General features: G+C 63.1%; 15 protein-coding genes (1 of these 15 only partly in view). 8 read left to right on the top strand and 7 right to left on the bottom strand.

Going from position 1 to position 16,643, the window contains the following annotated elements:
- The 7 genes from ABIA96_RS04850 to ABIA96_RS04820 form a co-directional block, all read left to right on the top strand.
- Nucleotides 1-989, top strand: partial view of a sulfatase-like hydrolase/transferase gene (locus ABIA96_RS04850; protein ID WP_354135891.1) — the 3' portion only. It extends 727 nt beyond the left edge of the window; the window shows 989 of its 1,716 coding nt (coding positions 728-1,716); its start codon lies beyond the left edge, outside the window; its stop codon occupies nt 987-989.
- Between the two features lie 126 nt (nt 990-1,115).
- A complete protein-coding gene (locus ABIA96_RS04845; protein ID WP_354135890.1) occupies nt 1,116-2,036 on the top strand; it encodes a LysR family transcriptional regulator in 921 nt (306 codons plus the stop codon).
- A 120-nt stretch (nt 2,037-2,156) separates the two neighbouring features.
- Complete coding sequence (locus ABIA96_RS04840) at nt 2,157-3,515, top strand: extracellular solute-binding protein (RefSeq protein WP_354135889.1); 1,359 nt, start codon at nt 2,157-2,159, stop codon at nt 3,513-3,515.
- Nucleotides 3,516-3,520: 5 nt separating this feature from the next.
- The gene (locus tag ABIA96_RS04835) at nt 3,521-4,495 is read left to right on the top strand and encodes a carbohydrate ABC transporter permease (RefSeq protein WP_354135888.1); all 975 of its coding nucleotides are present in this window, start codon (nt 3,521-3,523) and stop codon (nt 4,493-4,495) included.
- A gap of 2 nt (nt 4,496-4,497) precedes the next feature.
- The gene (locus tag ABIA96_RS04830) at nt 4,498-5,322 is read left to right on the top strand and encodes a carbohydrate ABC transporter permease (protein ID WP_354136417.1); all 825 of its coding nucleotides are present in this window, start codon (nt 4,498-4,500) and stop codon (nt 5,320-5,322) included.
- A gap of 24 nt (nt 5,323-5,346) precedes the next feature.
- Complete coding sequence (locus ABIA96_RS04825; protein ID WP_354135887.1) at nt 5,347-6,885, top strand: sulfatase; 1,539 nt, start codon at nt 5,347-5,349, stop codon at nt 6,883-6,885.
- Nucleotides 6,885-7,829 (top strand): DUF4432 family protein, encoded by a 945-nt coding sequence (locus tag ABIA96_RS04820; RefSeq protein ID WP_354135886.1) that lies wholly within the window; start codon nt 6,885-6,887, stop codon nt 7,827-7,829. Before ABIA96_RS04825 ends, ABIA96_RS04820 begins: the two co-directional genes overlap by 1 nt.
- 60 nt (nt 7,830-7,889) lie before the next feature.
- On the opposite strand, the gene ABIA96_RS04815 is transcribed toward ABIA96_RS04820, so the two are convergent.
- From ABIA96_RS04815 to ABIA96_RS04795, 5 genes are all read right to left on the bottom strand, one after another.
- The gene (locus tag ABIA96_RS04815) at nt 7,890-9,686 is read right to left on the bottom strand and encodes a flavin-containing monooxygenase (protein ID WP_354135885.1); all 1,797 of its coding nucleotides are present in this window, start codon (nt 9,684-9,686) and stop codon (nt 7,890-7,892) included.
- A gap of 544 nt (nt 9,687-10,230) precedes the next feature.
- The gene (locus ABIA96_RS04810) at nt 10,231-11,544 is read right to left on the bottom strand and encodes an NAD(P)H-dependent oxidoreductase (RefSeq protein WP_354135884.1); all 1,314 of its coding nucleotides are present in this window, start codon (nt 11,542-11,544) and stop codon (nt 10,231-10,233) included.
- A gap of 140 nt (nt 11,545-11,684) precedes the next feature.
- A complete protein-coding gene (locus tag ABIA96_RS04805; protein WP_354135883.1) occupies nt 11,685-12,485 on the bottom strand; it encodes a phytanoyl-CoA dioxygenase family protein in 801 nt (266 codons plus the stop codon).
- Between the two features lie 163 nt (nt 12,486-12,648).
- Nucleotides 12,649-13,326 carry a GntR family transcriptional regulator gene (locus tag ABIA96_RS04800; RefSeq protein ID WP_354135882.1) on the bottom strand — a complete coding sequence of 226 codons (678 nt, stop codon included), beginning with the start codon at nt 13,324-13,326 and terminating at the stop codon, nt 12,649-12,651.
- A 177-nt stretch (nt 13,327-13,503) separates the two neighbouring features.
- Nucleotides 13,504-14,361: a sigma-70 family RNA polymerase sigma factor gene (locus tag ABIA96_RS04795; RefSeq protein WP_354135881.1), complete on the bottom strand. Its 858-nt coding sequence runs from the start codon at nt 14,359-14,361 to the stop codon at nt 13,504-13,506.
- A gap of 100 nt (nt 14,362-14,461) precedes the next feature.
- Here ABIA96_RS04795 and ABIA96_RS04790 point away from each other — a divergent pair, with 100 nt between their 5' ends.
- On the top strand, nt 14,462-14,917 hold the full coding sequence (locus ABIA96_RS04790) for a carboxymuconolactone decarboxylase family protein (protein ID WP_354136416.1): 456 nt from the start codon (nt 14,462-14,464) through the stop codon (nt 14,915-14,917).
- A gap of 44 nt (nt 14,918-14,961) precedes the next feature.
- On the opposite strand, the gene ABIA96_RS04785 is transcribed toward ABIA96_RS04790, so the two are convergent.
- Nucleotides 14,962-15,774 carry an alpha/beta fold hydrolase gene (locus ABIA96_RS04785; protein ID WP_354135880.1) on the bottom strand — a complete coding sequence of 271 codons (813 nt, stop codon included), beginning with the start codon at nt 15,772-15,774 and terminating at the stop codon, nt 14,962-14,964.
- Nucleotides 15,775-15,776: 2 nt separating this feature from the next.
- Entirely contained in the window at nt 15,777-16,595 is an 819-nt protein-coding gene (locus tag ABIA96_RS04780; protein WP_354135879.1) for an alpha/beta fold hydrolase, read from the bottom strand.
- Nucleotides 16,596-16,643 lie beyond the last annotated feature (48 nt).

Here is a 16,643-nt window from a genome sequence, read left to right as displayed (position 1 = left end):
GGCTGCCGGTCGAGCCAGTCGTCGAAGCCTTCCTGTCCCCGTCGGATGGGGAATCCGGGCGCCTGAACGTCGACATCTTTGGTGGAGGTTCGTGGCAATCCGAATTTAGCCTGCTCACCGGTCTTTCAAGTGCCAGCTTCGGTTCGAGCGCCTATTACCTCTTCAAGAAGGGCGCCGGTCGTTTTCACAGCAGCTTGCCACGTTCGTTGGCGTCGCTCGGCTACAAGACCACGCTCATATCCAGCTGTCGCCGCGGGTTTCTCAGTTACGATAAATTCTACAGCTCAATCGGCATCGATGAGCGCATCTTCGTCGACGAGCTTCCGCCACCGTTCGATGTCCGACGTTTCGAGGCGACAAATTCCGATGCGATGTTCCTGGATGCGGTCATCGATGCGCATACCAGGAGGATCGCCAACGACCCGACACCGAGGTTTCTTTATGTGCTGACCAATTTCAATCACGGTCCGCATAACCGGCAGCTGGTGCCATCAGGTCAATTTGAGAGGGAGCGTGCCTTTGCCATGGCGAGCCTCCCCGATGCTGGATACGTCGAGTACTACGCCCGACTGGCAGAGACCGCGTCTACCTGGCAAAGGCTCAGAGCCCAGCTGGCAAGCAGATTCCCTGGACGTCCCGTTCTCATCGTGCACTACGGGGACCATCAACCCGTGCTGACGAAACAGATCGATCGACAGCTGAAACGACCGGGAGATGGACGGCGCCCGTTTCGAACATTCTATGCGATAGAAGCCTTGAATATCCCCCATTTCAGCCCGGGAAGGGGCGCCGACCTCGATATCGCCTTTCTCGGAACTGTTGCCTTGCAACGGGCGGGTATTGCGCTTGACCCGATATTCGCTACGCGCGCGAGCCTGCTTGATGATTGCGGAGCAGCCTACTTCGCGTCAGCTTCTGAACGGAAACGTCGATTCCATCGTACGCTCGTGGATCTGGGCCTGATAGACCTGACGCCTTCGACGCGCTGATGGGTTGTCACAACTGAGCACCCGGTATTAACTCGTTCCCGCTCCCAGAGCGCCCGCTCCGGAAGAAATTCGTCCTGGCGCGATAGAAATCTTGAAAGCAGAGACTCGTTCGGGGTACGGGCAGCGATGGACTTCCGACAGCTTGAATATTTCCTACGCGTCGCCCAGCGCAAGAACATATCGCTTGCCGCAGCTGACCTGAACATCGCCCAGCCGACCCTGACCAAGAGCATCAGGCTGCTCGAGGAGCAGCTCGGAGTTAAATTGTTCGAGCGACTGCCACGTGGCGTCGCGCTGACATCGTTCGGGACTACGCTGCTGCGCCACGCCGAGGCTGTGCATGTCCAGTTGAAGGATGCCGGTCACGAGATTACCGCGCAACGTTCCGGTGCCGTCGGGACGGTCGTGATCGGCGCCGGCCCAACATGGTTGCGACGATATCTTCCGGCGGCGCTCGCGCGCACGATCTCGGCACATCCGTCGATCCACGTCCGCGTCGAGGCCGGCTTCGACGAGTCGCTGCTCCGTGCGCTGCGACAAGGCGAACTCGACTTCGTCGTCGCCGAAATTCCCTCGCCCGAGGACCAGCGGGAATTCGAGACCCTGACCCTGACATCCGATCGGCTCGGCGTTTGTTGCCGTCGCGGTCATCCGCTGACCCGACGGCGTAGGGTCAAAATGAACGATCTGTTGCAATATCCCTGGATCAAGCCGCCGCATGCGACGCGGGCCCATCGGCGGCTCGACTCGCTGTTCGTCGCCAATGATTTGCCGCCGCCGAAAAGCATGCTCGAGAGCGGATCGGTTGCGCTTCAATTCAACGTGCTGCGGCAGTCCGACGCGCTCGCCACCACTGTGTCGAAGACGTTGCAGACACCTGAAGGCGACGGCCTCGTCATGCTCAATGTTCCCGAGCTTGCGCTGACGCGCGATGCAGGCGTCATCACGCGCAAAGACGGCTGGGTTTCACCGGCGGCCTCGGGGATCATTGATGCGCTCAAAGCCGTCTGCTCCACAGCGACAGAGGGCCGCAAGGGCAGGCCGTAAGCCATAGCTTTAAACTATGCCTGTGGCACAATAATCCTCTTTGTAAGAATACCTGAATCCTGTTTTGCTCCAGCATCCGAGAGAGCCGGAATCGGCCGAAGTGCGGGCGGGAGGATTGAGATGCCGGGACAGAGGGAGAAGCGTGGCCTGACGCGCCGTCAGGTCGTTGGTGCAGGTGGTGCGGTCGCGCTCGGGCTCGCTGCGCCGTGGCGATACGCGGCGGCCGCCAAGGTCGCGCCGATGACTATCGTGATCAACCAGTCGCCCTGGTTCGACAGCTTCCGCAAGATGGTCGAACTCTACGAGAAGGAATCCGGCAACCAGGTCGAGCTCGACGTCAACCCCTTCGCGGGATCGCTCGAGAAGCAGCGCAACTCGGTGCGTGCGGCAAACGGCCAATACGACCTCCTGATCATGAATTCCGGATGGGTCGCCGAGATGTATTTCGGCGGCTTCGTCGAGCCGATCACGGCGATCGATCCGTCCTTCAAGCTCGACCCTGACGTCTATACGCTCGACAACACCGTTTATTTCGATGCCGACAAGAAGACGATGTCGGCGGGCGGCAAGCTGATGTCGGTGCCGATCTCGCCGCTGATTCCGCTGCTTTATTATCGCGGCGATCTCTACAAGGAGACCGGCCTGAAGGCGCCGGAGACGTTTGCCGAGCTCGAAGCCAACGCGAAGAAGTTGCACAAGCCACCGAGCCGCTACGGCATCGTCCAGCGCGGCGCCCGCGGCCCGGCGTCCGTCAGCTACGACTTCTATCCCTATCTTTATGGCTTCGGCGGCGGCATCTTCAAGAACCAGGCCGCCGGCGACTACACCATCACACTCAACAACGAGGCCGGCCGCACCGCGCTCGACTATTACCTGCGGATCGCCAAGGAAGCCGGCCATCCGCAGACCGCCTCGCTCGACCAGGCCGAGGTGATCCAGAACATGCTGACCGGCAAAGCCGCCCATATCATGGTGGTGGTCTCGGCGTGGTCGCAGATGGACGATCCCGACAAATCCGCCGTGATTGACAAGGTCGAGTTCGCGGTCACGCCGCATGCCGACGGCTTTTCGACCGGTCCCGGCCTCGGCCACTGGCTCGGCGGCATCGCGCGCAACGTGCCCGACGATCGCAAGCGCAGCGCGCTCGAATTCCTCCGCTGGTACCAGACCAGGGAGGCGCAGCTTGCGCACGCCAAGTTCGGCGGCATTCCCGTCAACGCGGCAACCTACCGCGATCCGATCGCGCAGGAGCGCCGCTACCGCTGGATGAAGCCGCTCGGCGAAGCGCTGCCGCACGCGGTCAACATCTACCAGTTCCCGGAGGCGAGCGAGGTGATCTCGATCCTCGAGCTCGGTCTCAACCAGGCCGTCGCCGGCAACACCACGTCGGTGCAGGCTCTCAACAGCATGGCCGAGCAGATATTTGGCGTGATGTCGAAGCGCAATTACAACACCGGCAAACTGCCTGCATTGCCCTGAGGCCGATGATGAAGCCGACCGCGAGCGCCGCCGCGCAAATCGCCGCGGTGGTGGCAGAGCCATCAGCCCCGACGGGCCAGCCGATCGCGGCCGATTTCCAGCGTGGCCTCGACGAGCGGCTGTGGCGCTGGCTGACGCTGTCGCCGGCACTGCTGCTGTTGCTGGCACTCAGCGTGCTGCCGCTGGTCAATCTGTTCGCGACGAGTTTCTTCACCGTCAGCTGGAGCGGCGGACATTCGAGCTTCACCGCCGCAGGCCTGAACAACTACCGCGCGCTTGCCGGCGACACGCTGTTCCGTGCGGGGATCCTCAATACCATTCTGTTCGCGCTGTTTGCCGTCGGTGGACAGATGCTGTGCGGATTCGTGCTCGCACTCCTCTGCACCGGCGTGACACGCGGCCGCTTGCTTTATCGCACCATCTTCATCCTGCCGATCCTGGTTCCCGGTATCGTCGTCGGCGCGATCTGGAAACTCCTGCTCAATTTCGACTTCGGCCTGGTCAACCAGGCCATCGCGCTGGTCGGCATCGATCCGCTCAACTGGCTCGGCTCCGCCAACACGGCACTCGCCACGGTGATCTTCGTCGATATCTGGCACTGGACGCCGTTCTGCTTCCTGCTGTTCCTCGCCGGTCTGCAATCGCTGCCGCAGGATGTCTACGAAGCCGCCAAGATCGATGGCGCCTCCGGCTGGCAGGAGCTCACCTACGTGACGCTGCCGATGATGCTGCCGACCATCATGGTCACGTTCGCGTTTCGACTGGTGCTGGCATTCAAGGTCTTCGATGAGGTCTACCTGCTCACCGGCGGCGGCCCGGGGACATCGACCCAGGTCATGAGCTTCACGCTCTACCAGCGCTTCTTCCGCGAGGATCAGACCGGATATGGCTCGGCAATGTCGGTCGCAATCATCTTCATGACTTGCATTCTGCTGTCGGCCGCCGTCGCAGCGCGCGGACGGATGGGAGGCGCCAGGTGACGATGCCTCCGAGAACACGCGCCCTGGCAATTCATGCCCTGCTGATCGGGGCGGCCCTGCTCGTGCTCATTCCCGTCGTCTGGGTTGTGGCTGCGGGATTCCGCACCCAGATATCGCTGCTCTCCGGCGCGTTCTGGTTCACGCCGGTCCTGAAGAACTTCAACGAGGTGCTGTTCTCCAAGACCTCGGATTTCCTCGTCAACTATCGCAACTCGCTCGTGGTCGGCACGCTGAGCACGCTGATCTGCCTCATCGCCGCCACGCTTGCCGCATGGTCGCTCAACCGGATGGCGTGGCCGCGCTGGTTCGTGCACATCTTCCTCGGCTGGGCGCTCGTATTTCACATGTTCCCACCGCTGGCGCTGGCGAGCGCCTGGTTCACCATCATGCGGACCGTCGGTCTCGACAACACGCTGACAGCAGTGGTGCTCGCGCACACCGTGCTGAACCTGCCGATGGCGCTGTGGCTGATGGGCGTGTTCGTGCGCGACGTGCCGGTCGAGCTCGAGGAGGCGGCCCGGCTCGACGGTGCCACCACGCCGGTCCTGCTGTGGCAGATCGTCATGCCGATCATCGCACCGGGGCTCGCCGCGACCGCCATTCTGACCTTCGTGTTCAGTTGGAATGATTTTGGCGTCGCACTGACGCTGACCATGAAACAGACCGCAACGGTACCGGTCGCGATCGCCAAATTCGCCCAGGATTACGAGATTCTCTACACGCAGATGGCAGCTGCCGCTGCGCTATCGATCCTGCCCGCACTCGTGCTGCTGATCATCGGCCAGCGCTACATCGTGGCGGGTCTCACACAAGGCGCCGTGAAATAAGCCGCCATCAACGAAGGAAATAGCATGAAGACGGTCTTCGTTCTCTTCGATTCCCTCAACCGCCATCTGCTCGGCGCCTATGGTGGCAACCGAATCCCGACACCGAACTTCGATCGTCTCGCGGCGAGGACGTTGACCTTCGACCGTCATTATGTCGGCAGCCTGCCCTGTATGCCGGCGCGGCGCGATCTCCTCACGGGCCGGCTCAGCTTCCTGCACCGGAGCTGGGGCCCGCTCGAGCCGTTCGACAACGCCATGCCGGAGCTGTTACATCACGCCGGCATCTACAGTCACCTCATTACCGATCATTTTCACTATTGGGAGGATGGCGGCGCCACCTATCATAATCGCTACGACAGCTACGAATTCGTACGCGGTCAGGAGGGCGATCCCTGGAAGGCGATGGTGCAGCCGCACTGGGAGCGGCTGCGCGAGATGTATCATGCGCGGCAATTCACCACCGACCGGCGCAAGTACCACTCCCAGAACATCATCAACCGCGAGTTCATCAAGGAAGAGAAGGACTTTCCGTCGGTGCAGTGCTTCGCGCACGCGTTCGACTTTCTCGACCGCAACCGCGACGCCGACAACTGGCTGCTCCAGCTCGAGACCTTCGATCCGCACGAGCCCTTCCACGCGCCGGCGCGCTTCAAGGCGCCGTTCGACAGCGGCTGGAACGGACCGATCCGCGACTGGCCGCGCTATGGCCGGGTCGATGAGCTGCCGGCCGAGTGCGAGGAGCTGCGCGCGAATTACTATGCCGTGGTGTCGATGTGCGACTTCCTGCTCGGGCAGCTGCTCGACGATTTCGACCGTCACGACATGTGGAAGGACACCGCGCTCGTCGTCACCACCGACCACGGCTTCCTGCTCGGCGAACACGACTTCTGGGCCAAGAACCGCATGAACCTCTATGAGGAGATCGTGCACATCCCGCTGTTCGTGCATGACCCGCGGCGCCCGCAACCGGGGGCGCGAAGCGGGGTCCTCACGCAGTCCATCGATCTCGCGCCGACATTCCTCGATCTGTTCGACGTGGCGCCGCCGCGGGAAATGGAGGGGCATTCGATCCTGAAGGCCGCCCGATCCAGCCAGCCGCTACGCGAGGCGGCGTTGTTCGGCTATTTCGGTGGCGCGGTGAACATCACCGACGGTCACTACACCTATCATCGCTTTCCCGCCGACCTGAAGACGCAGGATATCTTTCAATACACGGTGATGCCGACGCATATCCGCTCGCCCTTCCTGCCGGAGGAGCTAGCGGGCGCGTCGCTGTCGAATGGCTTTCCCTTCACCAAGGGCGCAAAACTGTTGAAGGTCCCGGTGATCGAGCGGTCACCGATGTATCTGAATTACGGGCCCGGGGCGCTGCTCGAGAATGATACGCGGCTCTACGATCTGGCGAAGGATCCGGGTCAGCAGCAACCCGTGAAGAACGAAGCGCAGGAGGCGCGCCTTGTGGCGCTGATGGCGCGCCTGATGGCTGCGAACGAGGCACCGCCTGAGGCATTCGGTAGGCTCGAGCTGCCCGAACCGGCAGCCCAACGCGAGATGTCCTCGTGATGGCTGAGGGTCTGCGCGCCAAAGTCGGCGATCTCAGACAGATCGCGAGCGTCCGCCGTATCGTGCTCGACGACGGGGTTGAGCGTGGCGTCGCCGCTCTCGCCTTCTCCAACGGCGGTGGCCTCGACTTCTGGGCCTTGGCCGACCGCTCGCTCGACATCGGTCCGCTCTGGTGGAAAGGCATGCCGGTCGCCTGGCAGAGCATGGCCGGATTTCGCAGCGCGCACCTGCACCATCCCGAGGAGGATGGCGGGCGCGGCTACAGTCGTACCAATTCCGGATTCCTCGTCACTTGCGGGCTCGATCATTTTCGACAACCGGTGCCAGGTCATCCCATGCACGGCCGGCTGCCGTTCACGCCGGCGCGCGTGACGACCCATGGTGAGGATTGGAATCGGAGTGAGCCCGCGCTGTTCTGCGAGGGCGAAATCATGCAGTTCAGGTTTGGTGGCGAAGCGCTGCGTCTCAGGCGTCGGCTCGAAGCGCCGATTGGCGGCAACCTCTTGCGAATTCGCGACGAGGTGACCAACCTTTCAAACGAGCCCACGCCGCAGGCAAGCCTTTATCACTTCAATTTCGGCTACCCGGCTCTCGCGCCGGGATCATCTGTAACCCTGGGCTCACGACGGTTGCTTGAGGTCAAGGCCCTGCCGGACCTCTCGCTGTTGTCCGAATCCGTCAGCTTTCCCGCTGACGATGATGGCGCTTCCGCCGTTTGCAGGCTCGCAACACCGATGGATCACGGCATGATGCTGGAGATTGCCGTCAGATTCGACACCAGCACCCTTCCGCATCTTCAGCTCTGGCATGATCTGCGGCCGCACGCTTGCGTGCTTGCAATCGAGCCCTGTACAAGCGCCAAAGTGAATGGAACCGAAGCAGTACTCATGCCGGGCGAGAGCCGCGCTTACGCTTTAGAGATCGAATTTGCGGTGAAGGGCTAACGGCAGCGTTCGTTCAACAGGGGCCCGCAATCCGCGAGCCCCGCCGCGCTCTCCGCAATTTCAGGCCTTGTGATGGACAGTCTGCAGGCCGTAGACCGGCGTCGGGATGCTCTCTTGGCGCGCCTTCAGCTGCAGGGACAGGAATTGCGAGTAATGTCGCGACTGATGCAGGTTGCCGCCGTGGAACCACAGGCCTTCCTGCTGGGTCGGCTTCCACATGTTACGCTGCTCACCTTCCCATGGTCCGGGGTCCTTCGTCGTATTGGAGCCGAGGCCCCAGACTTTGCCAATCTTGCCGGCCGTTTCCTGACTCACGAGATCTGCGACAAAGCCGTTCATCGAACTATAGCCGGTGGCATAGACGATCACGTCCGCTGGCAATTCCTTGCCGCTGTCGAGCCTGACGCCGTTGGGCGTGATTTCCTCCACCTGTCCTGCGAACAGTTTGATTTTGCCGTCAATGATGAGCTGTGAGGCGCCGACGTCGATGTAATAGCCCGAGCCGCGGCGCAGATACTTCATGAACAGCCCGGACTCGTCGTCGCCAAAGTCGAGCCTGAAGCCGGCCTTTTCCAGCCCGGCATAGAAAGCCGCGTCATCCTGGCGGATCTTGTCGTAGACCGGCTTCTGAAACTGATTCAAGATCCGGTAGGGCAGTGAAGCGAAGATCAGATCGGCCTTTGCCGTGGTCATTCCGCTGCGGACGGCACGTTCGGAATAGAGATCACCGAGGGTTGCCATCAGCGAGTCCGAGCGCACAATGTGAGTGGTTGAGCGCTGTACCATCGTGACGTCGATGCCGGCCTCGTACAGCGCAGCGCAGATGTCGTGGGCCGAATTGTTCGAGCCGATCACCACCACCTTCTTGCCTTTGTAGCCGCCGGGGCCGGGATGGCGCGAGGAATGGTGCTGCTCGCCTTTGAACGCTTCCATGCCTTTGATCTTCGGCATATTTGGCTTGGCCGACATGCCGGTCGCGAAGACAAGCTGCTTGGGCCGCAGAGTAATCTCCTTGCCGTCGCGTTCGACGATGACGGTCCATTCCTTCTTGATGTCGTCCCAACTGGCGCGTTTGGCCGTGGTGTTCGTCCAGTAGTTCAGCTCCATGACCTTGGTGTACATTTCGAGCCAGTCGCCAATCTTGTCCTTGGGCGAGAACACCGGCCAGTTCTTCGGGAAATCGATGTAGGGCAAGTGATCGTACCAGACGGGGTCGTGCAGGCAGAGCGACTTATAGCGGTTGCGCCAGGAATCGCCGGCGCGTGCATTCTTTTCGACGATGATCGTCGGCACGCCGAGCTGGCGCAGACGCGCCCCGAGCGCAATGCCGCCCTGTCCGCCGCCAATGACAAGCACGTAGGGGTGGGTCTTGAATCCGAGGTCTTCGACTTCCCCGTCGCGCAGCTCCTTCCAGGTCTTGGAACCGGGATTGACGCCGTGTCTGGCGCCGAGCGGTCGGCTGAAGCCCGCCTTTTCCTCATGGCCCTTGAGTTCGACTATTGTCGTCAAGAGCGTCCAGATCTGGCCGTTCTGCAGCCGGACGAGCCCATATCCACGCGCGACCTCGGTCTCGAACGAGATCCAGGACTCTGTCACGCCGTCAGCCTCGGTCGGCGTTTCACCTTCGGCGATTTTCCAGTTGTGCGGCTTCACGTGCACGAGGCAATGCGCAAGCATGTCGCGAACCTGATCGCGGCCTTCCATCGTCTTGATGTTCCAGGTGAAGGCAACGAGGTCGCGCCAGTAGCATTCCGGCGCGAACATTCCGATGGCGGCGTCGAGATCGCCCGCCGCAAGCGCGGCATCAAACTTGTCGAGGAAAGCCTGGACGCGCGCGCTTAGGGTGGTGTCGAGCATTACGTCCTCCCAAATGTCGTTTTGCAATTTTTCTGCGCAGGCAACGTAACCTTATCCCAACCATCGCGGGAATCCAGACTTGCACGGCAGGGTTCCCGGCCGGGCTTCAGCGCCTCTCGCCGCTCACCAGCAACAACGCAGCTTTGCCCATCGACCAGGTGGGTCTGCCAAGCGTTCTATTTGCTGCGCTGCATGCGTCTGGAGGTGGCCCTCAACGGACCTGCTGCCATGTCCGGTTCGAGTCCGCAAAGCACCGGGCGCTATCGCATTTGAGAGTGATTTTCCTGCGGCCATCCTTCGAGACGCCCGCTTTGGGCGGGCTCCTCAGGATGAGGACGGAGTGCGTGGCAAGAATTTCGAAGGCCTCCGGTGCCGATAAGCCTCACCCTGAGGAGACCGCCACCGGGTCCGCGCAAAGCGCGGCCCGATGACAGGCTCCACGGTCGTCTCGAAGGGCGAGGCGCGCACTCAGTTCGTTTCAGTAGGCCATATGCGATTACCCGGAAGCGGACATAACTGGAGCGACCCCATGATGCATCCGCGCTCATTCCGCCTTCGCGAATGCCGCCTCCATCGCCTTCCTGGTCTTGATCGTCTCGTTGTTGGCGTCGAACTCGACATCGCTCCAGCGCACGATCTCGCCATGGGCGACGTCGTGCTTCAGCTTGAGACGATGGGCGAGGCCGATCGGCAGCGCGCCGGCCTTCAGGCTCGCGTCCGCAGGCACCAGCTTGCCCCACACGGTGTAGCCGCCTTCGCCGTCCAGCATCTCGCCGGCGCGCAAGTTTCGCTTGGCGACGGATGCGACGTCGCCGCGGAAGCCGTAGGGCTGGCCGGTCGGCTCGCCCCGCAGCGCGGCTGACAGCACCGAGATGTTCAGTTCGAGCCCGATCAGATGATAGGGCTTGTACATTGCGGCAAAGCGTCCGCTGGCGTCGGTCTTCAGGCCGTATTGCTTGAAGCAATCCGCGGCGTAGTCGTTCGGCGCCTCCAGCACGACATAGACGCCCCAGCGCAGATCGCGAAATACCGGCCGGCCGTCGCGCTCCAGCGAGGACACAACCTCAACCACGCCGGATCGCTCCAGCACGCCACCCCTGTCGCTGGGACGCATGATGTGCGGGAGATCGTCGACACCACATGGCGGAAACAGCAGGCCACCCTTGGGCACGTCCAATCCGCAGGCGTTCGCGATCGCAGCCATCTCGATCGCCGATTTGGTGCCGTCGAGGAAAGAGTTGAACATCTGCGGATTCATGCCGGCCGACTGCGCTTCGCCGGCGGTCAGGCCATAGTGCTGCCAGACGCCATCCGGCGTCACGTCGTGATAGGCCGGCAGATATTTTGTCCCTTTACCGGCGGCGACGACGCGAAAGCCTGTCGCGCGCGCCCAATCCACCATCTCCGCCGTCAGCGCCGGCTGGTCGCCATAGGCGAGCGAATAGACCACGCCCGCTTTGCGCGCTTCCTCGGCGAGCAGCGGGCCGGCCAGCACGTCGGCCTCGACATTGACCATCACGATATGCTTGCCCGCCGCGATCGCGGCGCGCGCATGACGGATGCCGACCGCCGGATTGCCGGTCGCTTCCACCACGACATCCATCGCACCGCCGGCGATGGCGCGTGCGCCGTCATCGGTGAACGCGGTCGCGTCGATCCGCTCGGCGCTCCAGCCGACGGTGCGGCAGGCCTCGCGCGCGCGGTCGCGGTCGATGTCGATGATGATAGGCACCTCCAGCCCCGGCGTGTGCGGCACCTGCGCCAGAAACATCGAGCCGAATTTGCCGGCGCCGATCAGCGCGACGCGGACAGGCTTGCCGACGGACGCGCGGGCCTGGAGGAGGCGGAAGAGGTTCATGGGACATGTCCTTGAGCGCAACAATCAAAGGCTCGTCATTCCGGGGCGCGACGAAGTCGCGAGCCCGGAATCCATCGGGCCGCAGAATTGGCCGATGAATGGATTCCGGGCTCGCGCTTCGCGCGCCCCGGAATGACAGTTTACTCCGCCGCCTGCCGCGGCGCTCTCGCTAGCCGCACCAGCGCATCATCATCCACCGTCCTGATCGGAGCGAAATCGCGATGTGCGATGTACTCCGGCCGCGTCGGGGTGCGGATGTAGTTCGAGACCGCGTTTAGCGTCAGATACACGATCTTGCGCGGATAGGGCGTGATGTTGCCGGCCGAGCCGTGCACGAGATTGCCGTGGAACATCAGCATGCCGCCGGGCTTGCCGGTCGGCGCCACGATGCCGCCCTGCTTGACGAGCCGCGTCACCGTGTCCTCGTCCAGCGTCCACAGCGGATAGGACGTTGTGGCAAGATCATGCGAGGCCTGGAGATCGCCGGCATTCTGGCTTTGCGGCACCAGCATCAGGGGGCCGTTGATCGGCATCACCTCGTCGAGGAAGATCGCGATATTCATCGCGCGCGGCTCCGGCATGCCGTCGTCGCGCTTCCAGGTGCCGTAGTCCTGGTGCCACTGCCAGACGTCGCCGGTGAAGGCCGATTTCGCGTTGATCTTGAACTGGTGCATGTAGACCGGCTCGCCGAACAGCTGCTCGACCGGATCGATCATGCGCGGATGCGCGCCCAGAATGCCGAAGGCCTCGTTGTAGAGATGCGCGGCAAAGGCGGTGCGCGGTGCGCCGCTCTTCTCGCGCCAGACCTCCGGGCGGTTGGCGTCGTAGATGCCGACCGCCTCGCGTGCGAGCAAATCGACCTCCTCCTGGCTGAACAGTTCGGGCAGAAACAGCCAGCCCTCGCGGTCGAAGAACTCCAATTGCTCCTGAGACAGTTTCATGGGTCGTCCTCCTGGGTTGTTTTTCTCGTCATTCATGGGCGCGCGAAGCGCGAGCTCTGATGCGCAATTGCGCATCAGAGAATCCACTTATCCTCAGCGTTTGCGGCTTGATGGATTCCGGGCTCGACGCTTACGCGTCGCCCCGGAATGACAGCGCGTGTCGCTAGGCCGCCACCTCGTTCGTCGCCCTCAATCTCTCCTCGGTCATCCGTCCCGCCGTCTGTGCATGCGCCAGCGCCGCGCTCTCGGCCGCTTTCGCGTCACCTGCGAGAATGTGTTTCGCGATGTCAGCGTGCTCGGCCCAGGCGCTGCCGCGATAATCGAGCTCCGACAGCACGGTCGCCATCGAGCGGCGCATATGCGGCCATTGCGGCGTGATCGTCTCCTCGATCACGGGATTGCCGGCGAGCTGATAGATGGCGCGGTGAAAATCGACATCGAGCGTGATCAGCTCGGCGAGGGTCGTCTTGCGGTCGATGCGGCGTCCGGCGGCGAGCGCTGCGTCGAGCCGCGCGCGTCCTGCCGCGTCGCTTGCGGTGCGTTCGGCAGCGAGTCGGGCGGCGAGCGCATCAATGGCGCCGCGCACCTCGTAGAGCTGGCGGATGCGCGAGGGGTCGAGCTGGGTGACTTCAAAGCCGCGCTTGCCGCTTTCGGCGACGAGCCCCTGCCGGTGCAACAGATGCAGCGCATGCGACACCGGCTGGCGCGAGACGCCGAGCTTGTCGGCGAGCTCGTTCTGCCGGATGCGCTGGCCGGGCTGCAACGTACGGTCGGAGATCGCCTCCAGAATCCGTTCATAGACCTGGTCGATCAGGTTCGGGAGCGGGTCGAGAGGGATCACGCCGGTAGCTCCGAATAGGGAATACAGAATTCCGTATTCGAAACTACGATCACCGGCCGCGGGCGTCAAGCGCTACCTGAATACCACTGGGGGATTGCGATTTGAGTCCGCTAAGTTATTGATATTGCTTAAATCGGGTACTGTGCATGGGGTTGTTTTCGCGAAGAATAGCCTGCCTCAGCTCTCCAGTACCTCGACCTCCAGCGCCGCAATGCGCTCCGCATCGGCCAAGGCCTCGATCCCGGCGATGCGGTTGCCGCTGAAGGTGATGCGCAGCGCGATGCGCAACTGTCCGCCGAGGATGACGGCGACACCCATCTCGCCATCGACCAGCGCCGTGCGTGCAGCCTGGGCGCGACCCTTGTAGAGCTGCGCGACCGCATCCGCGCCCCGGATCTCCGGCAGCGTGCCGAGCCGAACCGCGGCGTCGTCGGCGCGAAACACGACGTCTGGATCGAGCACCGCCAGCAGCCCTTCGAAATTGCCTTCGCGCGAGGCGGCGAGAAACGCATCGACGATCTTGCGTTGGCGCGACAGGTCCGCCTCCGGCACCGGCGCGCCCTGCACGCGCCGCCGCGCGCGGCTCGCCAGTTGCCGCGAGGCATCGACCGAGCGGCCGACGATCGGCGCGATCTCCTCGAAGGGGACTGCGAACATGTCGTGCAGCACGAAGGCGAGCCGTTCTGCCGGCTGCAATGTCTCCAGCACCACCAGCAGCGCGGTGCCGACGGAATCGGCCATCTCCGCCTCGCGCTCCCGCGTCTCGTCGACCGGCTCGGGCACGTGCGGGCCCATCGGGTCTTCCTTGCGCGACTTCCGCGCGCGCAGCATGTCGAGGCAGATGCGTGCGACCACGGTGGTCAGCCAGCCCCGCAGGTTCGCAACATCCGAGGTGTCGCTGCGGTTGAGCCGCAACCACGCCTCCTGCACGGCATCGTCGACCTCGCCGCTCGTGCCCAGCATCCGGTAGGCGACCGCGCGCAAATGGTCCCGGTTGGCCTCGAACTGCCGGGTCAGAAAAGTTTCTTCAGTCATCGGTCACATTCCTTCGCCGCGATCCGTCATGCCCATGACGAAGCCAATCCGGCCGATGTGACCGGAACCTTCGATATTCGACAGATGGAGACGCGAGATGATGCACGCACGTATGAACCACCCGGTTATGGTCCTGCCTGAGGCCATGAATGTCCTTCAGTCCCTCGGCACTCTGACCAAGCAGGGTCTGCCCGAAAAGCTCCTGGAACTGGTGCACCTGCGCGCCAGCCAGATCAATGGCTGCAGCGTCTGCGTCGACATGCATCCCAAGATCGCCCGCAAGCTGGGTGAAACCGACGAGCGCCTGTTCGCCGTCTCCGCCTGGCGCGATGCACCCTATTTCTCCGATGCCGAGCGCGCCGCGCTCGCGCTGACCGAAGCCGTCACGCGCCTTGCCGATCGCGAAGACCCCGTAACCGATGCGGTCTGGAACGAGGCCGCCACGCACTTCGACGAACGCGAGCTCGCCACGCTGATCCTCTCGATCGCGACCATCAATGTCTGGAACCGCCTGAACGCAACGATCAAGATGCCGGTCGGTGTGTGGAAGGTGTGAGTGAGATGGCCTCTTCCCTCTTCCTTGTGGGAGAGGGGAAAGAGCTACTCCGCCAGGAACCTGTCCACGACGTTGCCGAACTCCAGCGGCGCCTGCTCGAACACCCAGTGCCCGGCCTTCGGGATCACCGCCGTCTGCGCGCCCGCGATGTGCGCGGCCAGCACACGCCACATCACCGACAGGCTGCCGGTGGTCGCGCCACCGCCGATCAGCAGCGTCGGCGTCTTGATCGCCTGCGCATCCGCGAGCGTGTACGGCCTGCGCTGCTCGTTGATCTGGCCGAGGAAGGTGAACGTGTTGTCGCGCAATTGCTGCTTGGCCGCGGCAGGCACGCGCCGCCAGGAGCCGTCGCCTTCGATGCCCTCGTAGAAATTCTGCAGCGCGCCCTCGATGTCGCCGGCGCGGATCATCTCGACCGAGCGTATCGTCTTCGCGGCCAGCGGCGGATGCGCGGGCGTACCCGCAGTCAGCGGCAGGCTGGAATCGAGATCGCCGCCCGGTTCGGCCAGCACCAGTTTTCGCAGGAGATCAGGCCGCCCCTGCGCCACGCGAAAGGCGATATGTCCGCCGCGCGAATGCCCCATCAGGTCGACCGGCCCGGGCCTGACCCGCTCGATGAAGGCGATCGTGTCAGCGACGTGCTGCTCCATCTTGTAGTCGTTGCCGACGGCGTCCCAATGCTCGGGAAAGAAGTGCCGCAGGCTGACCGAGATCACGCGATGGCTCTTCGACAGCGGGCCGAGCACCGAATACCAGGTGCGGAAATCCCCGAGCGTGCCGTGCACGCAGACCAGCGGATGGCCCTCCCCGACTTCGAGATAGGCCATGTCGTAGCCGTTGACGTGAAAGCTCTGCATGATCAGCTCGCCAAAAAATCGAGAACCACTTCGGAGTATTTTTGCGGCGCCTGCTCGAACATCGGATGCGTCGCGTTCGGAATGATCGCCGTCTTCGAGTATGGCACGTGAGCGGCGAGCGCGTGCAGCACCTTTGGCAGCAGGCCCTTGGTTCGCGCGCCCAGGATGAACAGCGTCGGCATCTTGATCTGTTCCGCATCCGCCTTCGAGAACGGCGGGCGGTTGTCGCGGACCTGACCGATCAGAGTGAAGGCATTGTCACGCAAATTCTGCTTCACCATCGCCGGCAGCCGCGGCCAGGTGCCGGCGCCTTCCAGCGTGTCGACGAACACGGCGAGGCCGCCATCGACATCGCCGTCCCTGATCTTCTCGGCCGAGGCCGTGAACCGCGCCAGCAGCGGCGAGGGGCCGCCGGCATAGTCAGGATCCAGGCTGCCATCGAGTTCGCCACCGGGCTCCGCCAGGACCAGCCGCCGGAGCAGATCCGGCCGCTGTTGCGCGACGCGGAAGCAGATGTGGCCGCCGCGGGAATGTCCCATCAAATCGACTGGCCCGAGGTCGAGATTCTCGATAAAGGCGATGACGTCGCTGACATGCTGGGCGATCGAATAGGTGTCGCCGACGCCGTCCCAGTGATCGGGGAAGAAGTGCCTCAAGCTGACAACGATCATCCGGTGCCGCTGCGTCAGCGGCCCGAGCACGCAGCCCCAGACGCGGAAGTCGGAGAGCGAGCCGTGCACGCAGACCAGCGGCGCCCGGTCTCTGTCCTCGCCAACGTCGAGATAGGGCATATCGTATCCGTTGACGTGAAGGCTTTGCATTCTGGCTCTCGGAAGTCTTGCTCTCGGCAATCTTGGCTCGCGGAAAGG

Source organism: Bradyrhizobium sp. LB11.1 (assembly GCF_040549385.1).
Classification (GTDB): Bacteria; Pseudomonadota; Alphaproteobacteria; order Rhizobiales; family Xanthobacteraceae; genus Bradyrhizobium.
Note: the sequence above shows the minus strand (reverse complement) of the source record. Positions and strands in the feature narration are given on the sequence as shown.

Coding starts and splice junctions, on each gene's coding strand:
- ABIA96_RS04845 (WP_354135890.1), top strand. CDS start 1,116: ATGGACTTCCGACAGCTTGAATATTTCCTACGCGTCGCCCAGCGCAAG.
- ABIA96_RS04840 (WP_354135889.1), top strand. CDS start 2,157: ATGCCGGGACAGAGGGAGAAGCGTGGCCTGACGCGCCGTCAGGTCGTT.
- ABIA96_RS04835 (WP_354135888.1), top strand. CDS start 3,521: ATGATGAAGCCGACCGCGAGCGCCGCCGCGCAAATCGCCGCGGTGGTG.
- ABIA96_RS04830 (WP_354136417.1), top strand. CDS start 4,498: ATGCCTCCGAGAACACGCGCCCTGGCAATTCATGCCCTGCTGATCGGG.
- ABIA96_RS04825 (WP_354135887.1), top strand. CDS start 5,347: ATGAAGACGGTCTTCGTTCTCTTCGATTCCCTCAACCGCCATCTGCTC.
- ABIA96_RS04820 (WP_354135886.1), top strand. CDS start 6,885: ATGGCTGAGGGTCTGCGCGCCAAAGTCGGCGATCTCAGACAGATCGCG.
- ABIA96_RS04815 (WP_354135885.1), bottom strand. CDS start 9,686: ATGCTCGACACCACCCTAAGCGCGCGCGTCCAGGCTTTCCTCGACAAG.
- ABIA96_RS04810 (WP_354135884.1), bottom strand. CDS start 11,544: ATGAACCTCTTCCGCCTCCTCCAGGCCCGCGCGTCCGTCGGCAAGCCT.
- ABIA96_RS04805 (WP_354135883.1), bottom strand. CDS start 12,485: ATGAAACTGTCTCAGGAGCAATTGGAGTTCTTCGACCGCGAGGGCTGG.
- ABIA96_RS04795 (WP_354135881.1), bottom strand. CDS start 14,361: ATGACTGAAGAAACTTTTCTGACCCGGCAGTTCGAGGCCAACCGGGAC.
- ABIA96_RS04790 (WP_354136416.1), top strand. CDS start 14,462: ATGCACGCACGTATGAACCACCCGGTTATGGTCCTGCCTGAGGCCATG.
- ABIA96_RS04785 (WP_354135880.1), bottom strand. CDS start 15,774: ATGCAGAGCTTTCACGTCAACGGCTACGACATGGCCTATCTCGAAGTC.
- ABIA96_RS04780 (WP_354135879.1), bottom strand. CDS start 16,595: ATGCAAAGCCTTCACGTCAACGGATACGATATGCCCTATCTCGACGTT.